This window comes from Streptomyces sclerotialus (assembly GCF_040907265.1).
Classification (GTDB): Bacteria; Actinomycetota; Actinomycetes; order Streptomycetales; family Streptomycetaceae; genus Streptomyces; species Streptomyces sclerotialus.
The window spans coordinates 3,147,548-3,172,508 of the sequence record NZ_JBFOHP010000002.1 but is presented as its reverse complement, the minus strand read 5'-3'; the positions used below and the strand labels follow the sequence as shown (position 1 = coordinate 3,172,508).

The following is a 24,961-nucleotide window of genomic DNA, read 5'->3' as shown; positions in this document are numbered from 1 at the left end:
GGCGGGAGGGGGTGGCGGGGCACCCGGATGGCATCACGGATCGCCGTCGCGGGGAAGGAACGCGGGCGGAGGAGAGGTGACCGGAGGGTGAAGAGGCGGCCGGGGCACCGCGCCGAGACGGCGGGCACAGCCCGTGGTGCGGTCGGGGAGACGGAGGTACAGGGCCGTGCCGGAGGGACACGAGGAGCGGTTCCGGACCGTCGCCGTCACCCCGTACTCGGGCTGGTGCCGCGCCCCCGGCCGCGTCCCACCGCAGGGGGTCTCGCGGGCCTGCAGCCCGTCGGCGAGGTAGACGCAGTCGCCGGGCACGGTGCGCGGGCCGCCGCCCTGTCCCGGGTCGCCGGGGTGCGGCGCGCGCAGGTTGCGCATGCAGGCGTACCCCTGCGGCACCGCGCCGTCGCCGTCCTCGTCGGCGTCCGGCCGGTGCGCGCTGATGTGCAGGACGAAGTCGGTGCGGGCCGGACAGGGCACGCCCCGGGACTGCCGCCCGGAGTGCCGCGCCAGCACCCGCGCAGCGGCCCTCCCGTCCGCGCAGCCCACCTCGTGGAAGGCCGCGCCGCGCCCCCGGGTGCTGCACTCGCCGCGGTCCAGGTAGACCGCGCCGTACCCCGTCGGGCGGGCGCTGCCGGCGGCGCCCGGCCCGGTGCCGGACGCCTCCTGGCACCCGGTCAGGAAAAGGACGAGCGCGAGCACGGCGCCCAGCAGCGGTGCGACGGCCGTCGGCGGCCGGCGTTCAAGGACACACCGGCCCAGCGTGGCCCGCCGTGACGGGCACACGCCAGGCGGAGGCGGCGTATTGCGCATGCGGTACGTGTGCTGCGGTACGGGCCGTGCGGTACGCGCCGTACGGAGGGACCGGCAAGGGTGCCGATCCGCTCGGTACGACGGACCGTTCAGTACGGCAGACCGCTCAGTACGACAGACCGTGGCCGATCGGGAAGAGCTCGCTGCCCGGCGCGTCGGCGCGCATGACCGGGACCGGCAGCCTGCCCTTCGGCTCCCGGCGGCCCGCGATCACCCGGGCCGCGGCCCGCAGCTCCACATCGGTCCACGAACAGCTCGCCAGTGCCGCCTGCACGCCGTCGAGCTGGGCGATGTCGTACGGGTTGCGGATCGCCAGCTGGACCACCGGCTTGCCGGAGTCCAGCAGCGCCCGCACCAGCTTCCGCTGCGGGGACGCGGCGGTGACGTTGTACGTCGCGACGACCACCGCGTCGTGCTCCGCCAGCGCGGCCACCGCCGCGTCCGTCTGCGCCTGGGTGGGCGCGGAGCCCGTGGACAGCGCGGTGGTGGTGAAGCCCAGCTCGCCCAGGGTGCGGGCAAGGACGCCGGTGGGCGGGCCGCCGGTGCCCGAGGGGGCTGCCGGGTCCGCGCCGACCACCAGGACGCGGCGGGTGCGGCGCCGGGAGAGCGGCAGCAGTCCGCCCTCGTTGACCAGCAGCGTGGTGGTGCGGTCGGCGATCCGGTCGGCGGTCTTCAGGTGCCGGCGGGTGCCGACCGTACGGTCCACCGCGCGGTGCGAGGTGTACGGGTTCGCGAACAGCCCGCGGCGCTCCTTCAGCGCCAGGATGCGCAGCAGCTTCTCGTCGAGCTCCGGCTCGCGGATCTCGCCCCTGTCCACCGCGGTGAGCACGCCGTCGTACGCGGCCTTCAGATTCGGCGGGTTCAGGAGCTGGTCCACGCCGGCCTTCAGGGCGAGCACCGCCACCCGGTCGTCGCCGTACTTCTTCCGCACGCCCTCCATGCCGAGCGAGTCGGTGACCACCACGCCCTTGTAGCCCAGGCGTTCGCGGAGGATGCCGGTGAGGATCGGGCGGGAGAGCGTCGCGGGGTCCTCGCTCTTGTCGAACGCGGGCACGACGATGTGCGCCGTCATGATCGAGTCGATGCCCGCCGCGATGGCCGCCCTGAAGGGCGGTGCGTCCAGCCGCTCCCACTCCTCGGCGGTGTGGTGGATGTACGGCAGGCCGACGTGGCTGTCGGTGTCGGTGTCACCGTGGCCGGGGAAGTGCTTGGCGGTCGCGGCCACGCCGGCCGCCTGATAGCCCCTCACCTGAGCGGCGACGTACCGCGCCACGGCCCGCGGGTCGGCACCGAAGGACCGTACGCCGATGACCGGGTTCGCGGGGTTGACGTTGACGTCGGCGTCGGGCGCGTAGTCCTGGCGGATGCCCATGGCGTACAGCTCGGCACCGGAGAGCCGGCCCACCGTCTCCACGTCCTCGCGCGAACCGCCCGCCGCCAGGGCCATCGCCCCGGGGAAGAGCGTGGCGGGCGCGCCGATCCGGGCCACTATCCCGTGTTCCTGGTCCGTGGCGATCAGCAGCGGTACGGGGACGCGCTGGGCGGCGCCCGCCTTCTGGATGCCGTTCGAGAGGTCGGCGATCTGGTGCGGGTCGCGGGTGTTGTGCGCCCAGGCGAAGTAGATGATGCCGCCGACGTGGTACTTGGCGATCAGCTCGGCGGCGTTCGAGACGCCGATCTCCTTGCGGTTGGACTCGGCGTCGGCGGGGTCCGGCGCGGTGGCGGAGTGCCCGTAGACCCGCATCACGAAGAGCTGGCCGACCTTCTCCTCCAGGCTCATCCGTGCGATGAGCGCACGCAGGCGGTCGTGGGAGCCGCGGGGAGCGGCGGGGGCGGCGTACGCGGTGCCGGCGGGACCGGCGGGACCGGCGGTGGCGGCCGCGGCGGCCGCGGCGGCGGCAGCGGTCAGGACGGTACGTCTGGAGTGCGAGTGAGGTCTGGAGTGCGGCTGGCGTCTGGAGTGCACGTGCGCTCCTTCCGGAGGGCTTCCTCGGAGGACTTCCTCGGTGCCGGCGGCCCCGAGGGACCCGGGCGCGGCACGGGCCGCTCCGGCCCGTCCAGGACCAGGCATATGGGCGTATTGAAGGAAAGTGCCAAGGAGACACGGATATCCGGAAAACAATTGCCGGTCAATGCCCGCACGCCAACCGGGTGAGGGATCCGCCACCGGCGCGTGAGGAGGGGGGTGCGCCGGTGGCGGTGTGCTGCCGGCCGCAGGCGGTGGAGAGGGTGGTCAGCGACGCAGCCAGCAGCGAGGCCGACACCGCTTTGCGGAGACTCACCGGCAGTACGTCGGTGTGACGGAGCGACGACGCACCGGGTTCCCCGGAACGGCCGCCACGGCGCGAGATTGGTACGGAGGGAAACCACTGACGCACGGTGGGCCGGATGCGCTGCCCGGCGGGGACGGACACGCGGGCGCGCGGGGGAAGGCGCCCCCGCCGCCGCGTCACCTCCCGGCGGCGCGCAGCAGGTGCTCCAGGTGTTCCCGGCCGGCGCCGAGCAGGTCGGGGAGCGGTGCGGCAGCCGGGTACCAGCGCTTCTCGTACTCCCAGCACAGCCACCCGTCCCAGCCGTCCGCGACGAGCGCGCCCAGGCAGCCGGCCAGCGGCAGCACCCCGGCGCCGAGCGGCAGCGGCGTTCTGTCCTCGGCCGAGGCGACGTCCTTGACCTGGACGTAGCCCAGGTGCGGCGCGAGCACGGCCTGCGTGGCGGCCGGGTCCTCACCGCCCAGCCAGGTGTGCATGACGTCCCACAACGCCCCGACCGACCCGTGGCCCACCGGCCCGACCACCCGCGCCGCAGCGGCGCCCGTGCGGTGCGAGTCGTGCGTCTCCAGCAGGACGGTCACCCCGCGGTCCGCCGCGAGCGGGGCGACGGCGCCGAGCCGGCGGGCGGCGTCCGCGTCGGCCTCGGCGGCAGGCCGGTCGCCGCCACCGGGGAACACCCGGACGTACGAGGCGCCCAGGTCCGCCGCCAGGCCGACCAGTCCCGCCAGCTCGTCCGCGAGCGCCGCCTCGCCCGTTCCGTCCTGGGCCTCGGCGACCTTGGCGTACCCGGCGACGGTCAGGATCTCCACCCCGGCGTCCGCGAACTCCCGGACCACCTCGGCCCGGTCCCGGGCGCTGAGCCCGGGGTGCACCGGTTCCTCCGGATGGGCGCGCAGCTCCACCCCGTGGTACCCGGCTCCGGCGGCGAGCCGGGCCACGTCGTGTACCGGCATCCCGGGCACGCCCAGCGTCGAGAAGGCGAATCGCATAGCCCTACAGCCCTACCTTTCGCAGCACTTCGAGAAAGCTCCGGCCCCCCTGGCTCCGGTACCTCACCGGGTACCCCCTCACGCACCTTTCCCGTCCCGCCGTCCAGGATGCCGCCGCAGCCGTCCGGGAGACGGCGGCGCGGCCGTCCGCCGCGCCGCGGGAGCGGAGCCGGGTCAGACCGGTGCCGTCGAATGGCGTACCACCAGTTCGGACGGGAGCAGCGTCACGCCGCCTCGCGGCGCCGGCTCCCGGCCCATGGCCAGCCGTCCGGCCAGCGCCCCGGCCTCGCCCAGCGGCAGCCGTACGGTCGTCAGCGCCGGTACCGCATCCGCGCTGAACGGCAGGTCGTCGAAGCCGGCGACCGAGACGTCGGCGGGGACGCGCAGCCCGCGCTCGCGCAGCGCCGCGCAGACGCCGAGCGCGACCGTGTCGTTGGCCGCGACGACGGCCGTCAGGCGGTCGTCGCGGCGGAGCAGTTCGTGGGCCGCCGCGTAACCGGAGGCCCGGTCGTAGGCGCCGTGCACCGTGCGCCCGTGCACGTCCTCGACGCCGTGCGCGGCGAGCGCGGCGCGGTGGCCCTCCAAGCGGTGCCGGGTGGTGGTGAGGCGTTCGGGGCCCGCGACGCATCCGATGCGGCGGTGGCCCAGCTCGATCAGATGTTCCGTCAGCGCCCGGGCGCCGCCCCGGTTGTCGAACGCGACGGTCAGCGGCGCGGGCCCCGCGTCGGCGGCCCGCGCCCCCGCCGGGCGGCTGCCCGCCGGTACCTCCGCCGGCAGCGGCGGGCGGCCGCACAGCACCACCTGGGTGCCCGCGGCGGCCAGCCGTACGACCCGGGCCGTCAGTGCCGCCGTGTGCGCGGGGTCCTCGACCGAGCCGCCGGTCAGCACCACGGCGCCGGCCCGCTGCCGGTGCAGCAGCGTGAGGTAGGTCAGCTCGCGCTCCGGGGAGCCGCCGGTGTTGCAGACCACGGCGAGCTTCTCCCCGCCGGGGCCGCCGCCGTCGCTCATCTCGGACTGCACCGCGCTCGCGAGCACGCCGAAGAACGGGTCGGCGACGTCGTTCACCAGGATGCCGACCAGGTCGGAGGTGGCCGCGGCGAGCGCGCTGGCCGGCCCGTTCGCGACGTACTCCAGGTCCGCGACCGCGCGCAGCACTCGGTCACGGGTGGCCTCGGCCACCGGGTAGTTGCTGTTCAGCACGCGCGAGACGGTCGCCGCGGAGACCCCCGCCCGCGCCGCGACGTCCGCCAGTGTCACGGTCATGATCACTCCCCGTCCGGGTCCCGCGGCGCCACGCACGGCGTCGCCCCTCTTGTGGCGTCTCGCGTCGCAGGCTAGCTTCTCTCGCGATGGAAAGCGCTTTCTACGCACAGCGGATGAGCAACTCCGTCCGGACGAGCAACTCCGAACGCCGGACGTCCATGTGTGCGCGCACGTGTCCGGCCGCGCTGACCGGAACGCCACGGAGCGCCGCACACACGTCCGCCCGCGCTTTCCCGCGCGCTGTCCGTTCGCGGACCACCCGGGCCGCGACAGGTACCACCGGTTGAAGTGAGGGGTCGGGTTGTGACACGCAGGACCGTACGGATCGCCATGAACGGCGTGACCGGGCGCATGGGATACCGCCAGCACCTCCTCCGCTCGATCCTCGCCCTGCGCGAGCAGGGCGGCCTGGACGCGGGCGGCGGCACGGTGATCTGGCCGGAACCGGTACTGGTGGGGCGCGCGGAGCACAAGCTCGCGGCCCTCGCCGGCCGGCACGGCCTCACGGAGTGGACCACCGACCTGGACGCCGTGCTGGCCGACGACAGCATCGACATCTACTTCGACGCGCAGGTCACCGCCGCACGTGAGGAGGCGGTCAAGAAGGCGATCGCCGCCGGCAAGCACCTCTACGTGGAGAAGCCCACCGCCACCGGGCTGGCCGGCGCCCTCGAACTGGCGCGCCTGGCCCGCGAGGCCGGCATCAAGCACGGCGTCGTCCAGGACAAGATCTTCCTGCCCGGCCTGCTGAAGCTGAAGCGGCTGGTCGAGGGCGGCTTCTTCGGCCGCGTCCTCTCCGTCCGCGGGGAGTTCGGCTACTGGGTCTTCGAGGGCGACTGGCAGGAGGCGCAGCGCCCCTCGTGGAACTACCGGGCCGAGGACGGCGGCGGCATCGCGACGGACATGTTCCCGCACTGGGAGTACGTGCTCCACGAGCTGTTCGGGCCGGTGCGTACCGTCCAGGCCCACCTCGCCACCCACATCCCGCGCCGCTGGGACGAGGACGGGAAGCCGTACGAGGCGACCGCCGACGACGCCGCGTACGGGATCTTCCAGCTGGAGAGTGGCGCCGTCGCCCAGATCAACTCCTCCTGGGCCGTGCGCGTCAACCGGGACGAGCTGGTGGAGTTCCAGGTGGACGGCACGGAGGGGTCGGCCGTCGCCGGCCTGCGCCGCTGCCGGGTCCAGCACCGCTCGGCGACCCCGAAGCCGGTCTGGAACCCGGACCTGCCGGCCACGGAGGACTTCAGGGCGCAGTGGCAGGAGGTGCCCGACAACGCGGAGTTCGACAACGGCTTCAAGGAGCAGTGGTCGCTCTTCCTGCGCCATGTGGTGCTCGACGAGCCGTGGCGCTGGGACCTCCTGGCCGGTGCGCGCGGCGTACAGCTGGCCGAGCTGGGCATCCGCTCGGCCGAACAGGGCCGCCGCCTGGACGTACCGGAGCTGAGCCTGTGAGCGCCGCGCCCGGAGGGACCGCGTCCGGAGGCGCCGCCCCCTTCACCTCCCGTACCGTCTTCGCCGCCGCGCACGTGGTCGCCGACCCGCACGCCGACACCACCCCCGACGGCCCGGCCGTCCTCGACTGGGACGCCACCCTCGCCTTCCGGCGCCACCTGTGGTCGCACGGCCTGGGCGTCGCCGAGGCCATGGACACCGCACAGCGCGGCATGGGCCTGGACTGGGCGACCGCCGCCGAGCTGATCCGGCGGTCGGCGGCGGAGGCCCGGTCCGTCGGTGGCCGGATCGCCTGCGGCGTCGGCACCGACCAGCTCCCGTCCACCGGAGCGGACCTGACGGACGTGCGCGGCGCCTACGAGGAGCAGCTCGCCCTCGTGGAGGAGGCCGGCGGACAGCCGATCCTGATGGCGTCCCGGCAGCTGGCGGCGGCCGCGACCGGCCCCGAGACGTACGCGGAGCTGTACGGCCACCTGCTCCGGCAGAGCAGCGAGCCGGTCATCCTGCACTGGCTCGGGCCCATGTTCGACCCGGCCCTGGAGGGCTACTGGGGCAGCGACGACCTCGACGCGGCCACCGATACGTTCCTGCAGATCATCGCCGAACACCCGGACAAGGTGGACGGCGTGAAGGTCTCGCTGCTCGACGCGGACCGTGAGGTCGCGCTCCGCCGCCGCCTTCCGGACGGGGTGCGGTGCTACACGGGGGACGACTTCCACTACCCCGAACTGATCGCCGGCGACCAGCGCGGCTTCAGCCACGCCCTGCTGGGCATCTTCGACCCGCTCGCCCCGCTGGCCGCCGAGGCGGTGCGGCTGCTCGACACCGGGAACACCGCCGCGTTCCACAAGGTGCTGGACCCCACTGTGGAGCTGTCCCGGCACCTCTTCGAAGCGCCGACCCGCTACTACAAGACCGGCGTCGTCCTGCTCGCCTGGCTCTCGGGGCACCAGTCGCACTTCACGATGGCCGGCGGCCTGCAGTCGGCGCGCTCGCTGCCGCACCTGCGCCGGGCGTACGAACTGGCCGACGGGCTCGGCCTGTTCCCGGACCCCGAGCTGGCCCGGCACCGGATGGCGAAGCTGACCGCCGTACTGGGAGGAGACGCATGACGGGGCCCGCTGCCCAGGACGACCTCGCGCGCCTGAGCCTCAACCAGGAGACCGTCAAGCAGTGGTCGCTCCCGGAGCTCGCGGACGGCTGCGCGGCGGCCGGGCTGCGCCACGTGGGCCTGTGGCGCGAGCCCGTGCAGAAGTACGGCGTCGAGGCGGCCGCCAAGCTCGTACGGGACGCCGGGCTGACCGTCACCAGCCTGTGCCGCGGCGGCTTCTTCACCGCCGCCGACCCCGTGGCGCGCGCCGCCGCGCTGGACGACAACCGGGCCGCGGTCGACGAGGCCGCGGCCCTCGGGACGGACACGCTCGTCCTGGTGTCCGGCGGGCTCCCGCCCGGCAGCCGGGACCTGCACGGGGCCCGGGAGCGGGTCGCCGAGGCGCTGGCCGAGCTGGGGCCGTACGCCGCGGAGCGGGGCGTACGGCTGGCCATCGAGCCGCTGCATCCCATGTACGCGTCGGACCGCTGTGTCGTCTCCACGCTCGCCCAGGCGCTGGACCTCGCCGAACGCTTCCCCGCCGAGCAGGTCGGGGTGGTCGTGGACACGTACCACCTGTGGTGGGACGACACGGTCGGCGCGGGCATCGACCGGGCGGGGCGCGGCGGGCGGCTCGCGGCGTTCCAGCTCGCGGACTGGGTGACCCCGCTGCCCGAAGGGGTGCTGCTGGGGCGCGGGCAGCTCGGGGACGGCGCGGTGGACCTGCGGTGGTTCCGCGAGCGGACCGAGGCGGCGGGGCACACCGGGCCCGTCGAGGTCGAGATCTTCCATCCGGGGCTGTGGGCCCGGGACGGGGCCGAGGTGCTGGCCGAGGTGATCGCCCGCTACCGGGAGCACGTACTGGATCCGGAATGACATGGGGCGCGTGGGGATTCCGCAGCCCCGGTGAACGCGCCGTGTGCGCCGTGCGTACGGGCGCGGGCCGTGCGGAGAACTGCGCCGAAAGAGGAACGGAGCGACGCAACCGTTCCGGCCCCTGAAGGGTCGTACAGGGCATCGGTGCCTGAGGGGGAGATCCGGGGGAATGGTCAGGCGGCGATGAGGAGGGGGAACCCGAGGGGGAATCGAGGGGCCCGGCAGCGCGCCGGGCCCCTCGAAGTGCCCTGGCCCCGCTCAGGCCCCGCTCAGGCCCCGCTCAGGCTCCGCGGAGCCTGAGCGGGGTTTTCCACAGGCCTCCGGCGGTGTCAGGGCCCGGCGGTACCGTCGGACCATGCAGCGATCGCATGGGGGAGGACCCGGACAGCCCGGAGGCCTGGCCGTCGTCGAAGGCGTCCTGGAGCGGATCCCACATCACCAAACAAAAGTGACCTGCGTCGCTAGGGGGTGGTGACGTGGAGCAGTCAAACCGTCCGGCGTTGGTTGAATTGCATGGCGTCCTGGAGCGGATCACGTACGCCAACGAGGACAACGGCTACACCGTCGCGCGCGTCGACACGGGACGCGGGGGCAACGACCTGCTCACGGTCGTCGGGGCGCTGCTCGGCGCCCAGCCGGGCGAATCGCTGCGCATGGAGGGCCGCTGGGGCTCCCACCCCCAGTACGGCCGCCAGTTCACCGTCGAGAACTACCGCACGGTCCTGCCCGCCACCGTCCAGGGCATCCGCCGCTATCTCGGCTCCGGCCTGATCAAGGGCATCGGCCCCCGGATCGCCGACCGCATCACCGAGCACTTCGGCACGGACACCCTCGACGTCATCGAGCAGGACCCGAAGCGGCTCATCGAGGTGCCGGGCCTCGGGCCCAAGCGGACGAAGATGATCGGCGCGGCCTGGGAGGAGCAGAAGGCCATCAAGGAGGTCATGGTCTTCCTCCAGGGCGTCGGCGTGTCCACGTCCATCGCCGTGCGCATCTACAAGAAGTACGGCGACGCCTCCATCTCCGTCGTACGCAACCAGCCCTACCGCCTCGCGGCCGACGTCTGGGGCATCGGCTTCCTGACCGCCGACCGCATCGCCCAGTCGGTCGGCATCCCGCACGACAGTCCGGACCGGGTCAAGGCCGGCCTGCAGTACGCGCTGTCCCAGTCCACCGATCAGGGCCACTGCTTCCTGCCCCAGGAGCAGCTGATCGCCGATTCCGTGAAGCTGCTCCAGGTGGACACCGGGCTGGTCATCGACTGCCTGGCCGAGCTGGCCGAGGACCCGGAGGGCGTCGTGCGGGAGACGGTGCCCGCAGCCGACGGCGGCGACCCGGTCACCGCCGTGTACCTGGTCCCCTTCCACCGCGCCGAGCTGTCCCTGGCCGGGCGGCTGCGGAGGCTGCTGCGCACCGAGGAGGACCGGATGCCGGCCTTCCGCGACGTCGCCTGGGACAAGGCCCTGGCCTGGCTCGCGGACCGGACGGGCGCGCAGCTGGCGCCCGAGCAGGAGGCGGCCGTGAAGCTGGCGCTGACCGAGAAGGCCGCGGTGCTCACCGGCGGCCCCGGCTGCGGCAAGTCCTTCACGGTCCGCTCGGTGGTGGAGCTGGCCCGCGCCAAGAAGGCCAAGGTGGTGCTGGCGGCGCCGACCGGGCGGGCCGCCAAGCGGCTGGCAGAGCTGACCGGCGCGGAGGCCGCCACGGTGCACCGGCTGCTGGAGCTGAAGCCCGGCGGGGACGCCGCGTACGACCAGGACCGCCCGCTGGACGCCGACCTCGTGGTGGTCGACGAGGCGTCGATGCTGGACCTGCTGCTCGCCAACAAGCTGGTCAAGGCCGTGCCGCCGGGCGCGCACCTGCTCCTCGTGGGCGATGTGGACCAGCTGCCGTCCGTGGGAGCGGGGGAGGTGCTGCGGGACCTGCTCGCGGAGGGCGGCCCGGTGCCGGCCGTACGGCTGACCCGGATCTTCCGGCAGGCGCAGCACTCGGGTGTGGTGACCAACGCGCACCGCATCAACGCCGGGACGCCGCCGGTGACGACCGGGCTGACGGACTTCTTCCTCTTCCCGGAGGAGGACACCGAGGAGGCCGGACGGCTGACGGTCGACGTGGCGGCCCGCCGGATCCCGGCGAAGTTCGGCCTCGACCCCCGGCGGGACGTGCAGGTGCTGGCCCCGATGCACCGCGGCCCGGCCGGCGCCGGGGCGCTGAACGGCCTGTTGCAGCAGGCGGTCACCCCCGCCCGCCCCGACCTCCCCGAGCGCCGCTTCGGCGGCCGGGTTTTCCGCGTGGGCGACAAGGTCACCCAGATACGGAACAACTACGAGAAGGGCCGCAACGGCGTCTTCAACGGCACGGTCGGCGTGGTCACGTCCCTGAGCGCCGAGGAGCAGCGGCTGACCGTCCGCACCGACGAGGACGAGGAGGTGCCGTACGACTTCGACGAACTGGACGAGCTGGCGCACGCGTACGCCGTGACGATCCACCGTTCGCAGGGAAGTGAGTACCCGGCAGTGGTGATTCCCGTCACGACGGGCGCGTGGATGATGCTACAGCGCAACCTTCTCTATACGGCAGTAACCCGGGCAAAGAGATTGGTGGTGCTGGTGGGGTCCCGCAAGGCATTGGGCCAAGCGGTGCGGACGATATCGGCGGGTCGCAGGCACACCGCGCTGGATCACCGGCTCGGCGGCACGATGTGAGGTGTCACCCCTTTCCTCTTTGGGGCGAAGGGGCGCAAGATGGGCAGCTGGGCGGCACTGAGTGCCGCCTAAAGGCCCTATGGCCGACCCCGAGTGCACACGCAAGGTCCAAATGGGGGAAGGTATAGGCAGTCAGGGCACCTCGAAGAAGAGGCACAACGTCGGTGAGGGATGACGTGAGCGACAACTCTGTAGTACTGCGTTACGGGGACGGCGAATACTCCTACCCGGTCGTCGACAGCAGCGTCGGCGACAAGGGCTTCGACATCTCGAAGCTGCGCGCACAGACCGGTCTGGTGACCCTGGATTCCGGTTACGGCAACACTGCCGCGTATAAATCCGCGATCACCTATCTCGACGGTGAGGCGGGCATTCTCCGGTACCGCGGTTACCCGATCGAGCAGCTCGCAGAGGGCAGCACGTTCATCGAGACCGCGTACCTGCTCATCAACGGCGAGCTGCCGACCGTCGACGAGCTGTCCTCGTTCAAGCAGGACATCACGTACCACACGCTGCTCCACGAGGACGTCAAGCGCTTCTACGACGGCTTCCCGCGGGACGCCCACCCGATGGCGATGCTGTCCTCGGTCGTCAGCGCGCTGTCCACCTTCTACCAGGACAGCCACAACCCGTTCGACGAGCAGCAGCGCTACCTCTCCAGCATCCGCCTGCTGGCCAAGCTTCCGACGATCGCGGCGTACGCGTACAAGAAGTCGGTCGGCCACCCCGTGGTCTACCCGCGCAACGACCTCGGCTACGTCGAGAACTTCCTGCGCATGACCTTCTCGGTGCCCGCCGCCGAGTACGAGCTGGACCCGGTCGTGGTCAGCGCGCTGGACAAGCTGCTGATCCTGCACGCCGACCACGAGCAGAACTGCTCGACCTCCACCGTGCGCCTGGTCGGCTCCTCGCAGGCCAACCTCTTCGCCTCGATCTCCGCCGGCATCAACGCCCTGTGGGGCCCCCTGCACGGCGGTGCGAACCAGTCCGTGCTGGAGATGCTGGAGGGCATCCAGCGCGACGGCGGCAACGTCGACGAGTTCATCCGCAAGGTGAAGAACAAGGAAGACGGCGTGAAGCTCATGGGCTTCGGGCACCGCGTCTACAAGAACTTCGACCCCCGGGCGAAGATCATCAAGGCGGCGGCGCACGACGTCCTCTCCGCGCTCGGCAAGTCCGACGAGCTGCTGGACATCGCGCTGAAGCTGGAGGAGCACGCGCTGGCCGACGACTACTTCGTCGAGCGCAAGCTCTACCCGAACGTGGACTTCTACACCGGTCTGATCTACCGGGCCATGGGCTTCCCGACCGAGATGTTCACCGTGCTCTTCGCGCTCGGCCGGCTCCCCGGCTGGATCGCCCAGTGGCACGAGATGATCAAGGAGCCGGGCTCCCGCATCGGCCGTCCGCGCCAGATCTACACCGGCGTGGTCGAGCGCGACTTCGTCCCGGTCGAGCAGCGCTGACACCGGTCGCTCAGGCACCGGCCCGCCCGGCGGGCCGGTCCAGGGCCGGCGGCGGCCGGCCGTACACAGCGGAAAGCGCCCCTCGCTCCAGATCCCCCCACGGGTCCGGAGCGGGGGGCGCTTCCCTTTTCCCGGGTCGGATTCCCCCCACGGGATCCGTCCGGGCGTCCATTGAGGGCACCCTGCTCTACTGCCTTACGCGATCTGCCGGGACGCGCACGTACGGGAGGGCCGCTCAAAGCTCCCCGGGCACGTCGCCCCGGCTACGCGTAACCGGACGAAGTCCCCCAAGACCGGTCCGGTTGTCGAGTACAAGCCCCGCCGGGGTGCTTGTACTGCACGGTTAGACTCACGACCCCCTCGAATGGTTACGTCCGAACCTCTGTGATCTGGGTCTCTTGCCATATCGGGCGAATACGGTCAAGGGTCCCGGTCAGGAGATCGGGGCCCCAGTGTATGGGTGCGGTGCGGGTTGTGAGAACTGTGTGAAGGTCCCTAATCAGGTGAAGAACCCCACGTAATTGCCAGGCGGTGGAGGGAACTCCGCCCGACCGTGGGGCGTAAAGGGACGGACCTACCGAAAGGACCGCAGCCGCAGGCTGTTCGTCACCACGAAGACCGACGAGAACGCCATCGCCGCGCCCGCGATCATCGGGTCGAGCAGCCCGGCCACCGCGAGCGGGATCGCCGCGACGTTGTAGCCGAACGCCCAGAACAGATTGCCCTTGATGGTCCCGAGGGTACGCCGGGCGAGCCGGATGGCGTCGGAGGCCACCCGCAGATCCCCCCGTACGAGGGTGAGGTCACCGGCCTCGATGGCCGCGTCCGTACCGGTGCCGATCGCGAGCCCCAGATCGGCCTGGGCGAGTGCGGCGGCGTCGTTCACGCCGTCCCCGACCATCGCGACCGACCGGCCCCGCTCCTGCAGCCGCCGCACGACCGCGACCTTGTCCTCCGGCATGACCTCGGCGAAGACCTGGTCCGCCGCGATGCCCACCGCGCGGGCGACGCCCGTCGCGACGGCCTCGTTGTCACCGGTGAGCAGTACGGGCGTCAGGCCGAGCGCCCGTAGCCGTGTGACCGCCTCCGCGCTGCCGTCCTTCACGGTGTCGGCGACGGACAGCACGCCGCGCGCCCGCCCGTCCCAGGCGACCAGCACGGCCGTGCTCCCCGCGGCTTCGGCGCGGTCCCGGGCGGCGCCCAGCTCGGCGGGCAGCCCGCCGGAGCTGCCGTCGGACGCTCCCTCGGACAGGCTCCGGTCCAGCAGCCGCTCGCGCCCCACGACGACCTCATGGCCGTCCACCGTGCCGCGGACGCCCAGGCCCGCCACGTTCTCGAAGCGCTCGACCGCGGGAAGCTCCCCCACCCGCTCCTGTGCGCCCTCCGCGATCGCGCGGGCCACCGGATGCTCCGACGCGTGCTCCAGAGCGCCGGCGAGCCGCAGCAGGGTCTTCTCGTCGGTGTCCGCCGCCGGGACCGCCTCGTGAAGGCTCATCCGCCCGGTGGTGACCGTGCCGGTCTTGTCCAGCACGACCGTGTCGACCTTGCGGGTGGACTCCAGTACCTCGGGCCCCTTGATCAGGATGCCGAGCTGGGCACCCCGCCCCGTACCGACCATCAGCGCGGTCGGCGTGGCCAGCCCCAGCGCACACGGGCAGGCGATGATCAGCACCGCGACCGCCGCCGTGAACGAGGCCGTGGCGTCCCCCGTCACCAGCAGCCGCACGACGAGCGTCGCGAGGGCGATGATCAGCACCACCGGCACGAAGACGGCGGAGATCCGGTCCGCGAGCCGCTGCGCCTCGGCCTTGCCGCTCTGCGCGTCCTCCACCAGCTGCGCCATCCGCGCGAGCCGGGTGTCGGCCCCGATGCGGGTGGCCTCGACGACGAGCCGCCCGGCGGTGTTCACGGTCGCGCCGGTCACGGAGTCACCCGGCGCCACGTCGACCGGTACCGACTCGCCGGTGAGCATCGAGGCGTCCACCGCCGACGCGCCCTCCACCACCGTCCCGTCGGTGGCGACCTTCTCCCCTGGCCGTACGACGAACCGGTCGCCGACGGCCAGCCGGTCCACCGGCTCCCGTACCTCCCGGCCGTCCCGCAGGACGGTCACGTCCTTGGCGCCCAGGTCCATCAGTGCCCGCAGCGCCGCCCCGGCCTTCCGCTTCGACCGGGCCTCCAGGTAGCGCCCGAGCAGGATGAACGCGGTGACGCCCGCGGCGGCCTCCAGGTAGAGCGCCGACGAGCCGTCCCCCTGGCGGGCCGTCAGGTCGAAGCCGTGCCGCATCCCCGGCATTCCGGCGTGCCCGAAGAACAGCGCCCACAGCGACCAGCCGAACGCGGCCAGGGTACCGAGGGAGACCAGGGTGTCCATGGTGGCGGCGCCGTGCCGCAGGTTCGTCCAGGCCGCCCGGTGGAAGGGGTACGCGCCCCAGACGACGACTGGCGCGGCCAGCGTCAGGCAGAGCCACTGCCAGTTGTCGAACTGCAGTACCGGAATCATCGACAGCGCGATCACGGGCACGGCGAGCACCGCCGACCCGACCAGCCGCTGCCGCAGCGCCGCCAGGGCCTGGTCCGGCCCCTCCTGCGGCCCGGCCGGCGACTCCTCGGACGCGCCCGGAGCGGTGGCAGGGGCAGGGGCGGGCGGCTCGGGCTCCGGCTCGCGCGCGGTGTACCCGGTCCGCTCCACCGTGGCGATCAGATCGGCGACCTCGACACCCGGGTCGTAGGCGACCTTCGCCTTCTCCGTCGCGTAGTTGACGGTGGCGGTCACGCCTTCCATCCGGTTGAGCTTCTTCTCCACGCGCGCGGCGCACGAGGCGCAGGTCATGCCGCCGATGGCCAGCTCGACCCGCGCCTGCGACGTGGTGTCCGGCATGGGATCAGGCCTGGCCCACGAGCTCGTACCCCGCCTCGTCGACGGCGGCGCGCACGGCTTCCTCGTCGAGCGGTGCCTGCGAGACGACGGTCACGATCCCGGTGGTGGCCGCGGCCTCGACGGAGACGACGCCGGGGATCGCCGAGACCTCCTCCTTCACCGCCCCCTCGCAGTGGCCGCAGGTCATCCCGGTGACCTTGTAGGTAGTGGTGACAGGCTGGCCGGCCGGTGCGGTCATGGGACTCTCCTTGTACCGAGTGGCATGAGGTGTTCCGGATTTCCGTAACCCACTGTATACCCCTAGGGGGTATTAACGGCAAAACCCCTCACACCGCTCCGGAAATACTGCCCCCGGCAGCACCGGGGCCGCCCGGAAAAGGCGAGGAAAGACGAGGAAAGGCGGAAAGACGGGAAAACGGGGAGAACTGGCCGGAACGGATGCGGACAGGAAACCTGGAACGCACGGGGGCAGCCTTCCCCTGGCCGCCCGCCGCTTCGGCACCCCGGCCCGCGCCCGGCGGCCCGGTCAGCGGAGCAGGTTGATGCCGGAGAGGGTGTGACGGCGTGGCTCAGGCGCGGACGTCGGCGACCGCGACCGGTTCGCCGGTGCGGCGTGAGCGCTCGCAGGCCTCGGCGATGTAGAGCGCCTCCAGGGCGTCGGCGGCGGTGCAGGGGTTCTCCGCGCGGCCCGCCGCGACCTCGGTGAAGGCGGTCAGCTCGGTGACGTACGCGTCGTGGAAGCGCTCCATGAAGGTCGCGTACGGGGTGTCCTGCTGCCAGGAGAGCCGGGCCTCGGCGGTGGGCAGCGGTGCACGGTCGTCCAGGCCGACGACGCGGGCGCCCTGGGAGCCGCAGACCTCCAGGCGTACGTCGTGGCCCGCGCCGTTGTAACGGGTGGCGGTGACGGTGGCCAGGGTGTCGTCGTCGAAGCGGAGCAGCGCGGCGCAGGTGTCGACGTCGTCGCCGTCGGCGAAGAAGGGCTCGCCCTTGTTCGCGCCCTGGGCGAAGACGGAGACGACCTCGCGCCCGGTCAGCCAGCGCAGGATGTCGAAGTCGTGGATGGAGCAGTCACGGAAGAGGCCGCCGGAGGTGGGGATGTACGCGGCGGGCGGCGGCGTCTGATCGGAGGTGCAGGCGCGCAGGGTGTGCAGCCAGCCCAGTTCGCCGGAGCGGAGCGCCTCGCGGGCGGCGCGGTAGCCCGCGTCGAAGCGGCGCTGGAAGCCGATCTGTACGGGGACGGGGCTGTGGGCGGCGCGCTCGACGACGCTGACGGTGCCGGGGACGTCCAGGGCCACCGGCTTCTCGCAGAAGACCGGGACGCCGTGGTCCAGGGCCTGGTGGAGGAGGGCGGCGTGGGCGCTGGTGGCCGCGGTGATCACCACGCCGTCGGCGCCGTCCGCGTACAGGTCCTCGATGGTGGGCGCCGCCTGGAGGCCGAGCTTGTCCGCGAGGTCCCGGGCGCGTGCGGTGTCCGCGTCCGCGACGACGATCCCGTGCACGCCGGGGACGCGCTTCAGGGTCTCGGCGTGGAACGCGCCGATGCGGCCGGTGCCGATGAGGCCGAGCTTCATTGCTGCCACTCCTTTGTGGTGGGCACGGCCGCCGGTGAGGCGGGACGGCCGCGGTTTGGAACGGTCCAACGCACGTCCAGGAACCCTGCATGTCCTTACATAGTCGTGTCAACCCCTGCGGGACGACGCGGCTTGTTCGCACGTCGACGGATGCGCCGACGGATGCGTCGACGGGTGCGCCGACGGATGCGTTGACGGGTTCGCGGGTGGGTGGAAGGATTTCCGGACATGGAACGGTCCAACAAGCGGCCTGGTGCGCCTGCGCCCGCCGAAGAGCCGGCAGGGCGTGCCAGGCGTGCGGGGCGCACGGCGCGGGCCGCGGACGTGGCCGGCAGGCCGCCGACGATCCGCAGCGTCGCCGAGCGCGCGGGTGTCTCCAAGTCACTGGTCTCCCTCGTGCTCCGGGGCGCGCCGCAGGTGAGCGACGCCAAGCGGGCCGCCGTCCTGGACGCGGTCCGGGAGCTGGACTACCGGCCCAACGCCGCCGCGCGCAGCCTCGTGGCGCGTCGTACGCACACCGTCGGCGTGCTGCTCAACGACATGCGCAACCCGTGGTTCGTGGAGCTGCTGGACGGCCTGAACGCGGTGCTGCACGCGCACGGCCTGCGGATGCTGATGGCCGACGGCAGGCTCGACCGGCATACGGGGGAGGACTTCACCCGTACGTTCGCCGAGCTGCGGGTGGACGGCCTGGTCGCGGTGGGCACGCTGCCGGACAGCGGCGCACTCGCCGAGGCCGCCGGCCGGCTGCCGACCGTCGTCGCGGGCACTCACGACCCGGAACTGCCCCGGGTGGACACCGTCGCCAACGACGACGAGCGGGGTGCCCGGCTCGCCACCGAGCACCTCATCGGCCTCGGCCACCGCCGGATCGCCCACATCATGGGCCCGGGCAGCGTCGGAGCGCTGCGGCGGCGCGGTTACGAGGCGGCGATGCGCGAGCACGGCCTCGAAGGCGGGGTGGTGATGGCGCCCGGCGACGCGACGGAGGAGGGCGGTTACCGCGCGGCCGTACGGCTGCTCGGCGGCCGGCGTGGCGGCGAACGCCCCACCGCCGTCTTCGCGTTCAACGACATCGCGGCCGTCGGCGTGCTCTCCGCGGCGCAGGAGCTGGGCCTCGACGTACCGCGCGACCTCTCCCTCGTCGGCTGCGACAACACCTACCTCGCCCGGATCCGGCACCTGTGGCTGACGACGGTGAACAACGCCGGCTACGAGGTGGGGCGGCGGGCTGCGCGCTGTCTCCTGGACCGGATGGACCGCCCGTCCCGCCCGGCCGAACGGCAGCTCGTGGAGCCCTCGCTGGAGATCCGGGGCACAGCGACGGCCCCGTACTGAGGCACAGCGGAAGTCCCGCACTGAGACGCAGGCCCGTACTGAGGCGCGCACCCGTACCGAAGCGCGCACCCGTACCGAGGTACTGAAACGGCCCCGCACCCGATGATGCGGGGCCGGAGGCAAGGCCGGCGGCTGCTCAGGCCTCGCGGTCGCGCCGGCCGCGGTGGCCCGGCCGCCGGGCCACCCATTCCCGTACGGTGTCGGCGTACCAGTACGGCTTGCCGCCCTCCACGAGGTCGGGTGGTGGCAGCAGCCCGTGCTTCCGGTAGGAGCGCACGGTGTCCGGCTGGACCCGGATGTGTGCGGCGATCTCCTTGTACGACCAGAGTCTTCGGTCGGTCATGTTCTGCGCACCTCCCTGGAGCCGTACGCAGGCGGCCCGGAGGAGCCCGCGGGGGAACTGCGCACGGCTTGGTGATCACTCACCCTGTGCCTGGTGCAACGAGGTCCTTGAGTGACGGGGACAGTCTGTAGAAGCCCTGTGACGGAAGACCCGCGTAACGGTGACGCCCGTGACACGGCCCGGACGGCCGTTGCCGTACGCGGACGGGCCGGGCTGCCGTACGCGGACGGGGCCGGGCGATCGCCTCGCCCGGCCCCGTCCCGTCCCGCTCCGCGTCCGCCCGGTCAGCCGCCGGCCGCGGCCTTGCGCAGTTCGTGTTCCAGGTCCTCCAGGGCCATGCCCTTGGTCTCCGGCGCGTACCGCTTGCAGAAGACCAGCGACAGTACGCACATCACGCCGAAGGTCCAGAACGTGAGCGCGGCGCCGGCCGCATCCAGCAGGACCGGGAAGAGCAGCGCCACCGCGAAGTTGACGAGCCACATCACGAACACCGCCGCGCCCATGGCCAGTCCGCGCACCTTCAGCGGGAACATCTCGGCGAGCAGCAGCCACACCCCGGTGTTCAGCGTGGCCTGCATGAAGGCCATGTAGAGCACCATCAGGGCGAGTACGAGGTAGCTGACGCCGGTGGACTGCGGGAGGTGGAAGGACGCGCCGAGCAGCACCAGGGAGGCGGTCATCCCGGTCAGGCCCCAGATCAACATCGGGCGGCGGCCGACCTTGTCGATCAGTGACATGCCGACCGCGGTGGCGAGCACGGAGACCGCGCCGACCGCGATGGTGGCGGTGATCGCGGCGTTGGTGCCGAGGCCGGTGGTCAGCAGGATCTTCGGGGCGAAGTAGATGACCGCGTTGACGCCGGTGATCTGCTGGACGACCGACAGGCCGATGCCGACCAGGAGGATGCGGCGCACCCAGGGGGTGCGCAGCTCCTGCCAGGCGCCGCGCTGGGCGTTCTCCTCCAGGGTGCGGGCCTGCTCGATGCGTGCCAGCTCGTCGTCCACTTCACCGGCCGGCAGGGTGCGCCGCAGCACGGCGCCCGCCTCCTCCGTACGCCCCTTGCTCATGTACCAGCGCGGGGTGTCCGGCAGGAAGAACAGGCCGATGAAGAGGGCGACGGCGGGCAGCGCGGCGAGGCCGAGCATCCAGCGCCACGCCTCCCAGTGCGCGAGCACCGCGTTGATGAGGTACGCCAGCAGCTGACCGCTGACGATCATCAGGGAGTTGAAGGAGACCAGCCGGCCGCGGATGTGCGGCGGGGCGATCTCCGACAGGTACAGCGGGGTGATGACGGACGCGCTGCCCACGGCGAGGCCGAGGACGAAGCGCGCCACCACCATGAAGGGGACCGAGGGCGCGACCGCGACGGCGACCGCGCCCGCGATGAACACCGCGCCGGCCCACAGCAGGGAGTTGCGGCGGCCGAGCCGGTCGGACATGCGCCCGCCGGCCAGCGAGCCGAAGGCCGCGCCGATCAGCAGGGCGCTGGTGATGATGCCTTCCCCGAGGGAGGTGAGTCCGAAGTGCTCCTCCATGAAGGGGAGCGCTCCGGAGACCACTCCGGTGTCGTAGCCGAACAGGGCACCGCCGATGGCGGCGATGGCGGCGATGCCCGTGATGAAGCGCTTGGCGCGGCGCGCGGACGCGAGGGATTCGCCCTCGCGTGCCGACGCGCCCGGTCTGGTCGGTGCGGCGGCCACGGGCTCAGCTCCAGTGCCGGGTGACGTACTCGTCGATCTTGGCCCGCATGAAGCGGGACGACTCCTTGGCGCGCTCCTCCCAGGCGAAGACGGAGGAGACCAGGGTGCCGTCGAAGCCGTTGGCGGCCAGCTCGCGGAAGAGCTCGTCGAAGTCGACCTCGCCCTGGCCGATGTCCAGGTGCTGGTGGATGCGTACGGCCGAGCCGGGCGGGTTGACGATGTAGCGCAGCCCGGAGGAGCCGGTGTGGTCGAAGGAGTCGGCCAGGTGGACGGCGGTGGTCAGACCGCCCGCGTGCTTCAGGATGCCCGGCGCGTCGTTGCCCTGGTGGAAGGTGTGCGGCGCGCAGTACAGGAAGGACACCAGCGGGTTGTTGATGCCGCGGATCATGTCGACGGCGGCGTGCCCGTCCTCGATGAAGTCGTCCGGGTGCGGTTCCAGGGCGAGCGTGATGCCCTCCCGTTCGAAGACCGGCAGCAGCTCCTCCAGGGAGCGCCAGAACTGGCCCTCACTGGTGTCGGCCTTCTCGGGGCGGCCGTTGAACTCCGAGTTCATCGCGGAGACGCCGAGGTCGGAGGTGATCTGGATGGCCCGCTTCCAGTAGCGGACGGCGGCCTGCCGCTCGTCCTCGTCCGGGGAGGACCACTTGTAGAGGGGGAGGACGGAGGAGATGCCGACGCCCGCCGCGCTCAGTTCCTTGCGGAACTTCTGCACGGTGCCGTCGTCCACGCGCGGGTGGAGGAAGAAGGGGTTGAAGTCCTCGCGCGGCGACAGCTCGATCCATTCGAAGCCCAGCTCGGCGACGACACCGGGGAGTTCGAGCAGCGGAACGTTCCGGAACATGTACGGATCAAGAGCGATCTTCACGGGAGGGGCAGCCTTTCGGTGTACGGGAAGGGGTCCGGAGGGAGTGGTTCTCAGCGGTACAGGGCCGGGCGCTCGGCCAGCTCGACCGTGACGCGCTCGCCGGTCTCCTGGGCGCGTACGCCGGCCTCGCAGACCGCGGCGGCGGCGTAACCGTCCCAGGCGCCGGGGCCCTCGACCTCGCCGCGGCGGGTGGCGTCGACCCAGCGCTGGACCTGGAGGTCGTAGGCGTCGGCGAAACGGTCCTCGAAGCCGGGGGCGATGGTGCCGCCCCAGCCGTTGGCCGTGTTGGCGAAGACGCCGCGGTCGTCACCGATGCGGGCGGTACCGTCGGTGCAGACCGCCTCGCACCTCACCTGGTAGCCGAAGCCGCAGTTGACGAACAGTTCGGTGTCCACGACCCGGCCCGACGCGGTCTCGAAGAGGATGAGCTGCGGGTCGCGCAGGCCCTCGGGCGCCTTGTCGGTGGCGTTCGGGAAGAGCACGCGGACGGCGGTGATCTCCTCGTCCAGCAGCCAGCGGGTGACGTCGATCTCGTGCACGGCCGAGTCGTTGATCATCATCGCGTCGGTGAAGCCGGGCGGGCAATCGGGGTTGCGGTGCTGGTGGTGCAGCATCAGCGGCCGGCCGTAGGCGCCCTGGTCCAGCTGCGCCTTGAGCTTCCTGTACTCGGCGTCGTAGCGGCGCATGAAGCCGACCTGGACGCGGCGGTGGCCGAGCCGCTGCTCGGCCTCCAGGACGCGCAGCGCGGAGGCGGCGTCCGGGGTGAGCGGCTTCTCGCAGAGCACCGGCAGGTCCCGTTCGAACGCGGCGAGCAGGGTGGCCTCGTGGGCCGGCCCCGGCGAGGCGATCAGTACGGCGTCGACGGCCGGGTCGTCCATCGCGGCGGCCGGGTCGGTGCAGGGCGTACAGCCCTCGATGCCGTCGGCGATGGTCTTCGCGCGGTCGGCGTCGATGTCCACCACGGCGGCGACCCGCGCGCCGCTGATGACGTCGTTGATGCGGCGTACGTGGTCCGCGCCCATCCGGCCGGTGCCGATGACCGCCACCCCGAGCGTTCCGTGCTGCGTCATGGTCGTGCTCCTCGTGTTCGGTGCGGGAGGGGGACGGGGCTACGCGCCGCAGGAGCGCAGGAAGCGGCGGGTGCGCTCGGCGATCGGGTACGGCTGGGTGGGCGGGCAGGGGTACATGTCCTGCTCGACGATGGCGAACAGGTCCACGTCCAGGGCCTGCGCGGCCTCCAGGACGGGCGGCAGGGCCGGTACGCCGAGCGGCGGCTCGCACATCACGCCCTGCTTCACGGCGGGCCCGAAGGGGGTGCCGTTGGCCTGGACGTCGGCGAGGATGTCGGGGTCGACCTGCTTGAGGTGGAGGTAGCCGATCCGCTCGCCGTAGGTCTTGATCAGCTTGACGCTGTCGCCGCCGCAGTACGCGTAGTGGCCGGTGTCCAGGCAGAGGTTGACCAGGTCGGAGTCGGTGCCGTCGAGGAAGCGTTCGACGTGCTCCTCGGTGTCGATGTGGGTGTCGGCGTGCGGGTGCACGACGATGTCCAGGCCGAACTCGTCGCGTACCTGCTTCGCCAGCCGCTCCATACCGCCGGTGAGGTGCTTCCACTGCTCGGTGGTCAGCTCGCTCGGCTCGATCAGCTCGGCGGTCTTGTCGTCGCGCCAGAAGGACGGGATCACGACGAGGTGCTTGGCGTCCATCGCCTTGGTCAGCGTGGCGACCTCGCTCACGTGCTGCCAGGTCGCGTCCCAGTTCTCGGGGCCGCGGTGCATCGAGGTGAAGATCGTGCCGGCCGACACCTTCAGGTCACGCTTGGCGATCTCGCCGTGGAGTACGGCAGGGTCGGTGGGCAGGTAGCCGTACGGCCCCAGCTCGATCCACTCGTAACCGGCCTCGCTGACCTCGTCCAGGAAGCGTTCCCAGGGGACCTGCTGGTCGTCGTCGGGGAACCAGACGCCCCAGGAATCGGGTGCCGATCCGACCCGGAGCCGGTCCAGACGGGGGACGTTCGCGCTGGGTACGGGCATGGTGCGGCTCTCCTCTCACCGGTCGGCGATGACCGGGAAGGGACGGGGTGGGGTTGTGGTGCGCTCAGCCTTCATCGGCGCACCGAGCCTGTCAAGACTTCGTCCTGACATAAGGACTTAAGGACTTTGTAACCCGCGGTGACTCGGCCATCATCGCATCGTCGACGTCAGAATGTAAGGACAAACTGTTGACAGGGTGAGAGTCGCCCCGTTAGACCTGTGGTCGGAGCCGACCTGGCCGGCGCTTCCCGAGACCGGCCGTAGCGAAGGGGCGCACATGACCGAGCCGACCGACACCGGCCGCTTTGACCTGATCACCATGGGCCGCATCGGGGTGGACATCTACCCGCTGCAGACCGGCGTCTCGCTGGCCGACGTGGAGACGTTCGGGAAGTTCCTGGGCGGCTCGGCCACCAACGTCGCGGTCGCCGCGGCGCGTCAGGGCCGCCGCACCGCCGTGATCAGCCGTACCGGTGACGACCCCTTCGGCGCGTACCTCCACAAGGCGCTGCGCGAGTTCGGCGTGGACGACCGCTGGGTGACCCCCGTCGCGCAGTACCCGACCCCGGTCACCTTCTGCGAGATCTTCCCGCCGGACGACTTCCCGCTGTACTTCTACCGCCGCCCCAAGGCCCCTGACCTGGTCATCCGCCCCGAAGAGCTGGACCAGGACGCGATCCGGGCCGCGCGGGTCTTCTGGATCACCGGCACCGGCCTGTGCGAGGAGCCCAGCCGCTCCGCGACGCTCGCCGCCCTGGAAGCGCGCGGCAAGTCCGGCACCACCGTCTTCGACCTGGACTGGCGGCCGATGTTCTGGGGCGGCCGGGGCGGCGCCTCCGGCGACGGCGGCGAGACCGGCCCGCAGGCCATGGCCAACGCCCGTCCGTACTACGAGGCGGCGCTGGCGCACGCCACCGTGGCGGTCGGCAACGTCGACGAGGCCGAGGTCGCCACCGGGCTGCGCGACCCCAAGGCCTGCGCCCAGGCGTTGCTGGACATGGGCGTCGAGCTGGCCGTCATCAAGCAGGGCCCCAAGGGCGTGCTCGCCGTGCACCGCGACGGCCGCACCGCCGAGGTACCGCCCACTCCGGTCGAGGTCGTCAACGGCCTCGGCGCGGGCGACTCCTTCGGCGGCGCCCTCGTGCACGGCCTGCTCTCCGGCTGGGAACTGGAGCCCATGATGCGCTACGCCAACGCCGCCGGGGCCATCGTCGCAGCGCGCCTGGCCTGCTCGTCGGCCATGCCCACCACCTCCGAGGTCGAAGCGTTCCTCGCGGAGCGCTGACCACACCGCCGCACTCCGCCCGCGGCCGTCCCG

At 72.2% G+C, this 24,961-nt stretch carries 19 protein-coding genes; 7 read left to right on the top strand and 12 right to left on the bottom strand.

All coding sequences use genetic code 11. The annotated features are described in order from the left end of the window. Nucleotides 1–33: 33 nt before the first annotated feature. The 4 genes from AAC944_RS14060 to AAC944_RS14045 form a co-directional block, all read right to left on the bottom strand. Nucleotides 34–702 (bottom strand): hypothetical protein, encoded by a 669-nt coding sequence (locus tag AAC944_RS14060; RefSeq protein WP_368397273.1) that lies wholly within the window; start codon nucleotides 700–702, stop codon nucleotides 34–36. Between the two features lie 208 nt (nucleotides 703–910). After that, a complete protein-coding gene (locus AAC944_RS14055) occupies nucleotides 911–2,770 on the bottom strand; it encodes a glycoside hydrolase family 3 protein (RefSeq protein ID WP_051871774.1) in 1,860 nt (619 codons plus the stop codon). 483 nt (nucleotides 2,771–3,253) lie between these two features. Beyond that, nucleotides 3,254–4,063, bottom strand: a complete 810-nt coding sequence (locus tag AAC944_RS14050; RefSeq protein WP_030615124.1) for a sugar phosphate isomerase/epimerase family protein — start codon at nucleotides 4,061–4,063, stop codon at nucleotides 3,254–3,256. 174 nt (nucleotides 4,064–4,237) lie between these two features. Next, complete coding sequence (locus AAC944_RS14045; RefSeq protein WP_030615120.1) at nucleotides 4,238–5,326, bottom strand: LacI family DNA-binding transcriptional regulator; 1,089 nt, start codon at nucleotides 5,324–5,326, stop codon at nucleotides 4,238–4,240. Nucleotides 5,327–5,629: 303 nt separating this feature from the next. On the opposite strand from AAC944_RS14045, the gene AAC944_RS14040 reads away from it, so the two are divergent. The 5 genes from AAC944_RS14040 to AAC944_RS14020 all read left to right on the top strand — a co-directional run bounded on the left by AAC944_RS14040 (nucleotide 5,630) and on the right by AAC944_RS14020 (nucleotide 12,915). Further along, on the top strand, nucleotides 5,630–6,781 hold the full coding sequence (locus tag AAC944_RS14040; protein WP_030615116.1) for a Gfo/Idh/MocA family protein: 1,152 nt from the start codon (nucleotides 5,630–5,632) through the stop codon (nucleotides 6,779–6,781). Beyond that, nucleotides 6,778–7,893, top strand: coding sequence for a dihydrodipicolinate synthase family protein (locus tag AAC944_RS14035; RefSeq protein ID WP_051871772.1), 1,116 nt, complete (start codon nucleotides 6,778–6,780; stop codon nucleotides 7,891–7,893). Before AAC944_RS14040 ends, AAC944_RS14035 begins: the two co-directional genes overlap by 4 nt. Continuing rightward, entirely contained in the window at nucleotides 7,890–8,747 is an 858-nt protein-coding gene (locus AAC944_RS14030) for a sugar phosphate isomerase/epimerase family protein (RefSeq protein ID WP_030615111.1), read from the top strand. The genes AAC944_RS14035 and AAC944_RS14030 overlap by 4 nt, the downstream gene beginning before the upstream one ends. 500 nt (nucleotides 8,748–9,247) lie before the next feature. Continuing rightward, a complete protein-coding gene (recD2, locus tag AAC944_RS14025) occupies nucleotides 9,248–11,449 on the top strand; it encodes an SF1B family DNA helicase RecD2 (RefSeq protein WP_196943011.1) in 2,202 nt (733 codons plus the stop codon). 176 nt (nucleotides 11,450–11,625) lie between these two features. After that, on the top strand, nucleotides 11,626–12,915 hold the full coding sequence (locus AAC944_RS14020; protein ID WP_030615105.1) for a citrate synthase: 1,290 nt from the start codon (nucleotides 11,626–11,628) through the stop codon (nucleotides 12,913–12,915). Between the two features lie 574 nt (nucleotides 12,916–13,489). Here the strand turns inward: AAC944_RS14020 and AAC944_RS14015 are convergent. The 3 genes from AAC944_RS14015 to AAC944_RS14005 all read right to left on the bottom strand — a co-directional run bounded on the left by AAC944_RS14015 (nucleotide 13,490) and on the right by AAC944_RS14005 (nucleotide 17,367). Continuing rightward, complete coding sequence (locus AAC944_RS14015; RefSeq protein ID WP_030615102.1) at nucleotides 13,490–15,796, bottom strand: heavy metal translocating P-type ATPase; 2,307 nt, start codon at nucleotides 15,794–15,796, stop codon at nucleotides 13,490–13,492. 4 nt (nucleotides 15,797–15,800) lie between these two features. Beyond that, nucleotides 15,801–16,034, bottom strand: a complete 234-nt coding sequence (locus tag AAC944_RS14010; RefSeq protein WP_030615100.1) for a heavy-metal-associated domain-containing protein — start codon at nucleotides 16,032–16,034, stop codon at nucleotides 15,801–15,803. Between the two features lie 331 nt (nucleotides 16,035–16,365). After that, nucleotides 16,366–17,367, bottom strand: coding sequence for a Gfo/Idh/MocA family protein (locus AAC944_RS14005; protein WP_030615097.1), 1,002 nt, complete (start codon nucleotides 17,365–17,367; stop codon nucleotides 16,366–16,368). A gap of 228 nt (nucleotides 17,368–17,595) precedes the next feature. Here AAC944_RS14005 and AAC944_RS14000 point away from each other — a divergent pair, with 228 nt between their 5' ends. After that, entirely contained in the window at nucleotides 17,596–18,705 is a 1,110-nt protein-coding gene (locus AAC944_RS14000) for a LacI family DNA-binding transcriptional regulator (RefSeq protein WP_078888572.1), read from the top strand. A 136-nt stretch (nucleotides 18,706–18,841) separates the two neighbouring features. Here AAC944_RS14000 and AAC944_RS13995 read toward each other — a convergent pair whose 3' ends face one another. From AAC944_RS13995 to AAC944_RS13975, 5 genes are all read right to left on the bottom strand, one after another. Continuing rightward, nucleotides 18,842–19,048 (bottom strand): helix-turn-helix transcriptional regulator, encoded by a 207-nt coding sequence (locus tag AAC944_RS13995; protein WP_030615094.1) that lies wholly within the window; start codon nucleotides 19,046–19,048, stop codon nucleotides 18,842–18,844. 284 nt (nucleotides 19,049–19,332) lie between these two features. Continuing rightward, nucleotides 19,333–20,748 (bottom strand): sugar porter family MFS transporter, encoded by a 1,416-nt coding sequence (locus tag AAC944_RS13990; RefSeq protein WP_037772223.1) that lies wholly within the window; start codon nucleotides 20,746–20,748, stop codon nucleotides 19,333–19,335. A gap of 4 nt (nucleotides 20,749–20,752) precedes the next feature. Beyond that, nucleotides 20,753–21,613: a sugar phosphate isomerase/epimerase family protein gene (locus AAC944_RS13985; RefSeq protein WP_030615090.1), complete on the bottom strand. Its 861-nt coding sequence runs from the start codon at nucleotides 21,611–21,613 to the stop codon at nucleotides 20,753–20,755. A gap of 50 nt (nucleotides 21,614–21,663) precedes the next feature. After that, entirely contained in the window at nucleotides 21,664–22,683 is a 1,020-nt protein-coding gene (locus AAC944_RS13980; RefSeq protein WP_030615089.1) for a Gfo/Idh/MocA family protein, read from the bottom strand. Nucleotides 22,684–22,722: 39 nt separating this feature from the next. Continuing rightward, complete coding sequence (locus tag AAC944_RS13975) at nucleotides 22,723–23,643, bottom strand: sugar phosphate isomerase/epimerase family protein (RefSeq protein WP_030615086.1); 921 nt, start codon at nucleotides 23,641–23,643, stop codon at nucleotides 22,723–22,725. A 277-nt stretch (nucleotides 23,644–23,920) separates the two neighbouring features. Between AAC944_RS13975 and iolC the strand changes: the two genes are divergently transcribed. Next, complete coding sequence (gene iolC / locus AAC944_RS13970; protein ID WP_030615083.1) at nucleotides 23,921–24,928, top strand: 5-dehydro-2-deoxygluconokinase; 1,008 nt, start codon at nucleotides 23,921–23,923, stop codon at nucleotides 24,926–24,928. Nucleotides 24,929–24,961: the final 33 nt, after the last annotated feature.

Bases quoted from the DNA above. Each gene is read 5' to 3' on its own strand.
- AAC944_RS14050 (WP_030615124.1), bottom strand. From the start codon at position 4,063: ATGCGATTCGCCTTCTCGACGCTGGGCGTGCCCGGGATGCCGGTACAC.
- AAC944_RS14045 (WP_030615120.1), bottom strand. From the start codon at position 5,326: ATGACCGTGACACTGGCGGACGTCGCGGCGCGGGCGGGGGTCTCCGCG.
- AAC944_RS14030 (WP_030615111.1), top strand. From the start codon at position 7,890: ATGACGGGGCCCGCTGCCCAGGACGACCTCGCGCGCCTGAGCCTCAAC.
- AAC944_RS14015 (WP_030615102.1), bottom strand. From the start codon at position 15,796: ATGCCGGACACCACGTCGCAGGCGCGGGTCGAGCTGGCCATCGGCGGC.
- AAC944_RS14010 (WP_030615100.1), bottom strand. From the start codon at position 16,034: ATGACCGCACCGGCCGGCCAGCCTGTCACCACTACCTACAAGGTCACC.
- AAC944_RS14005 (WP_030615097.1), bottom strand. From the start codon at position 17,367: ATGAAGCTCGGCCTCATCGGCACCGGCCGCATCGGCGCGTTCCACGCC.
- AAC944_RS14000 (WP_078888572.1), top strand. From the start codon at position 17,596: ATGGAACGGTCCAACAAGCGGCCTGGTGCGCCTGCGCCCGCCGAAGAG.
- AAC944_RS13995 (WP_030615094.1), bottom strand. From the start codon at position 19,048: ATGACCGACCGAAGACTCTGGTCGTACAAGGAGATCGCCGCACACATC.
- AAC944_RS13980 (WP_030615089.1), bottom strand. From the start codon at position 22,683: ATGACGCAGCACGGAACGCTCGGGGTGGCGGTCATCGGCACCGGCCGG.
- AAC944_RS13975 (WP_030615086.1), bottom strand. From the start codon at position 23,643: ATGCCCGTACCCAGCGCGAACGTCCCCCGTCTGGACCGGCTCCGGGTC.
- iolC (WP_030615083.1), top strand. From the start codon at position 23,921: ATGACCGAGCCGACCGACACCGGCCGCTTTGACCTGATCACCATGGGC.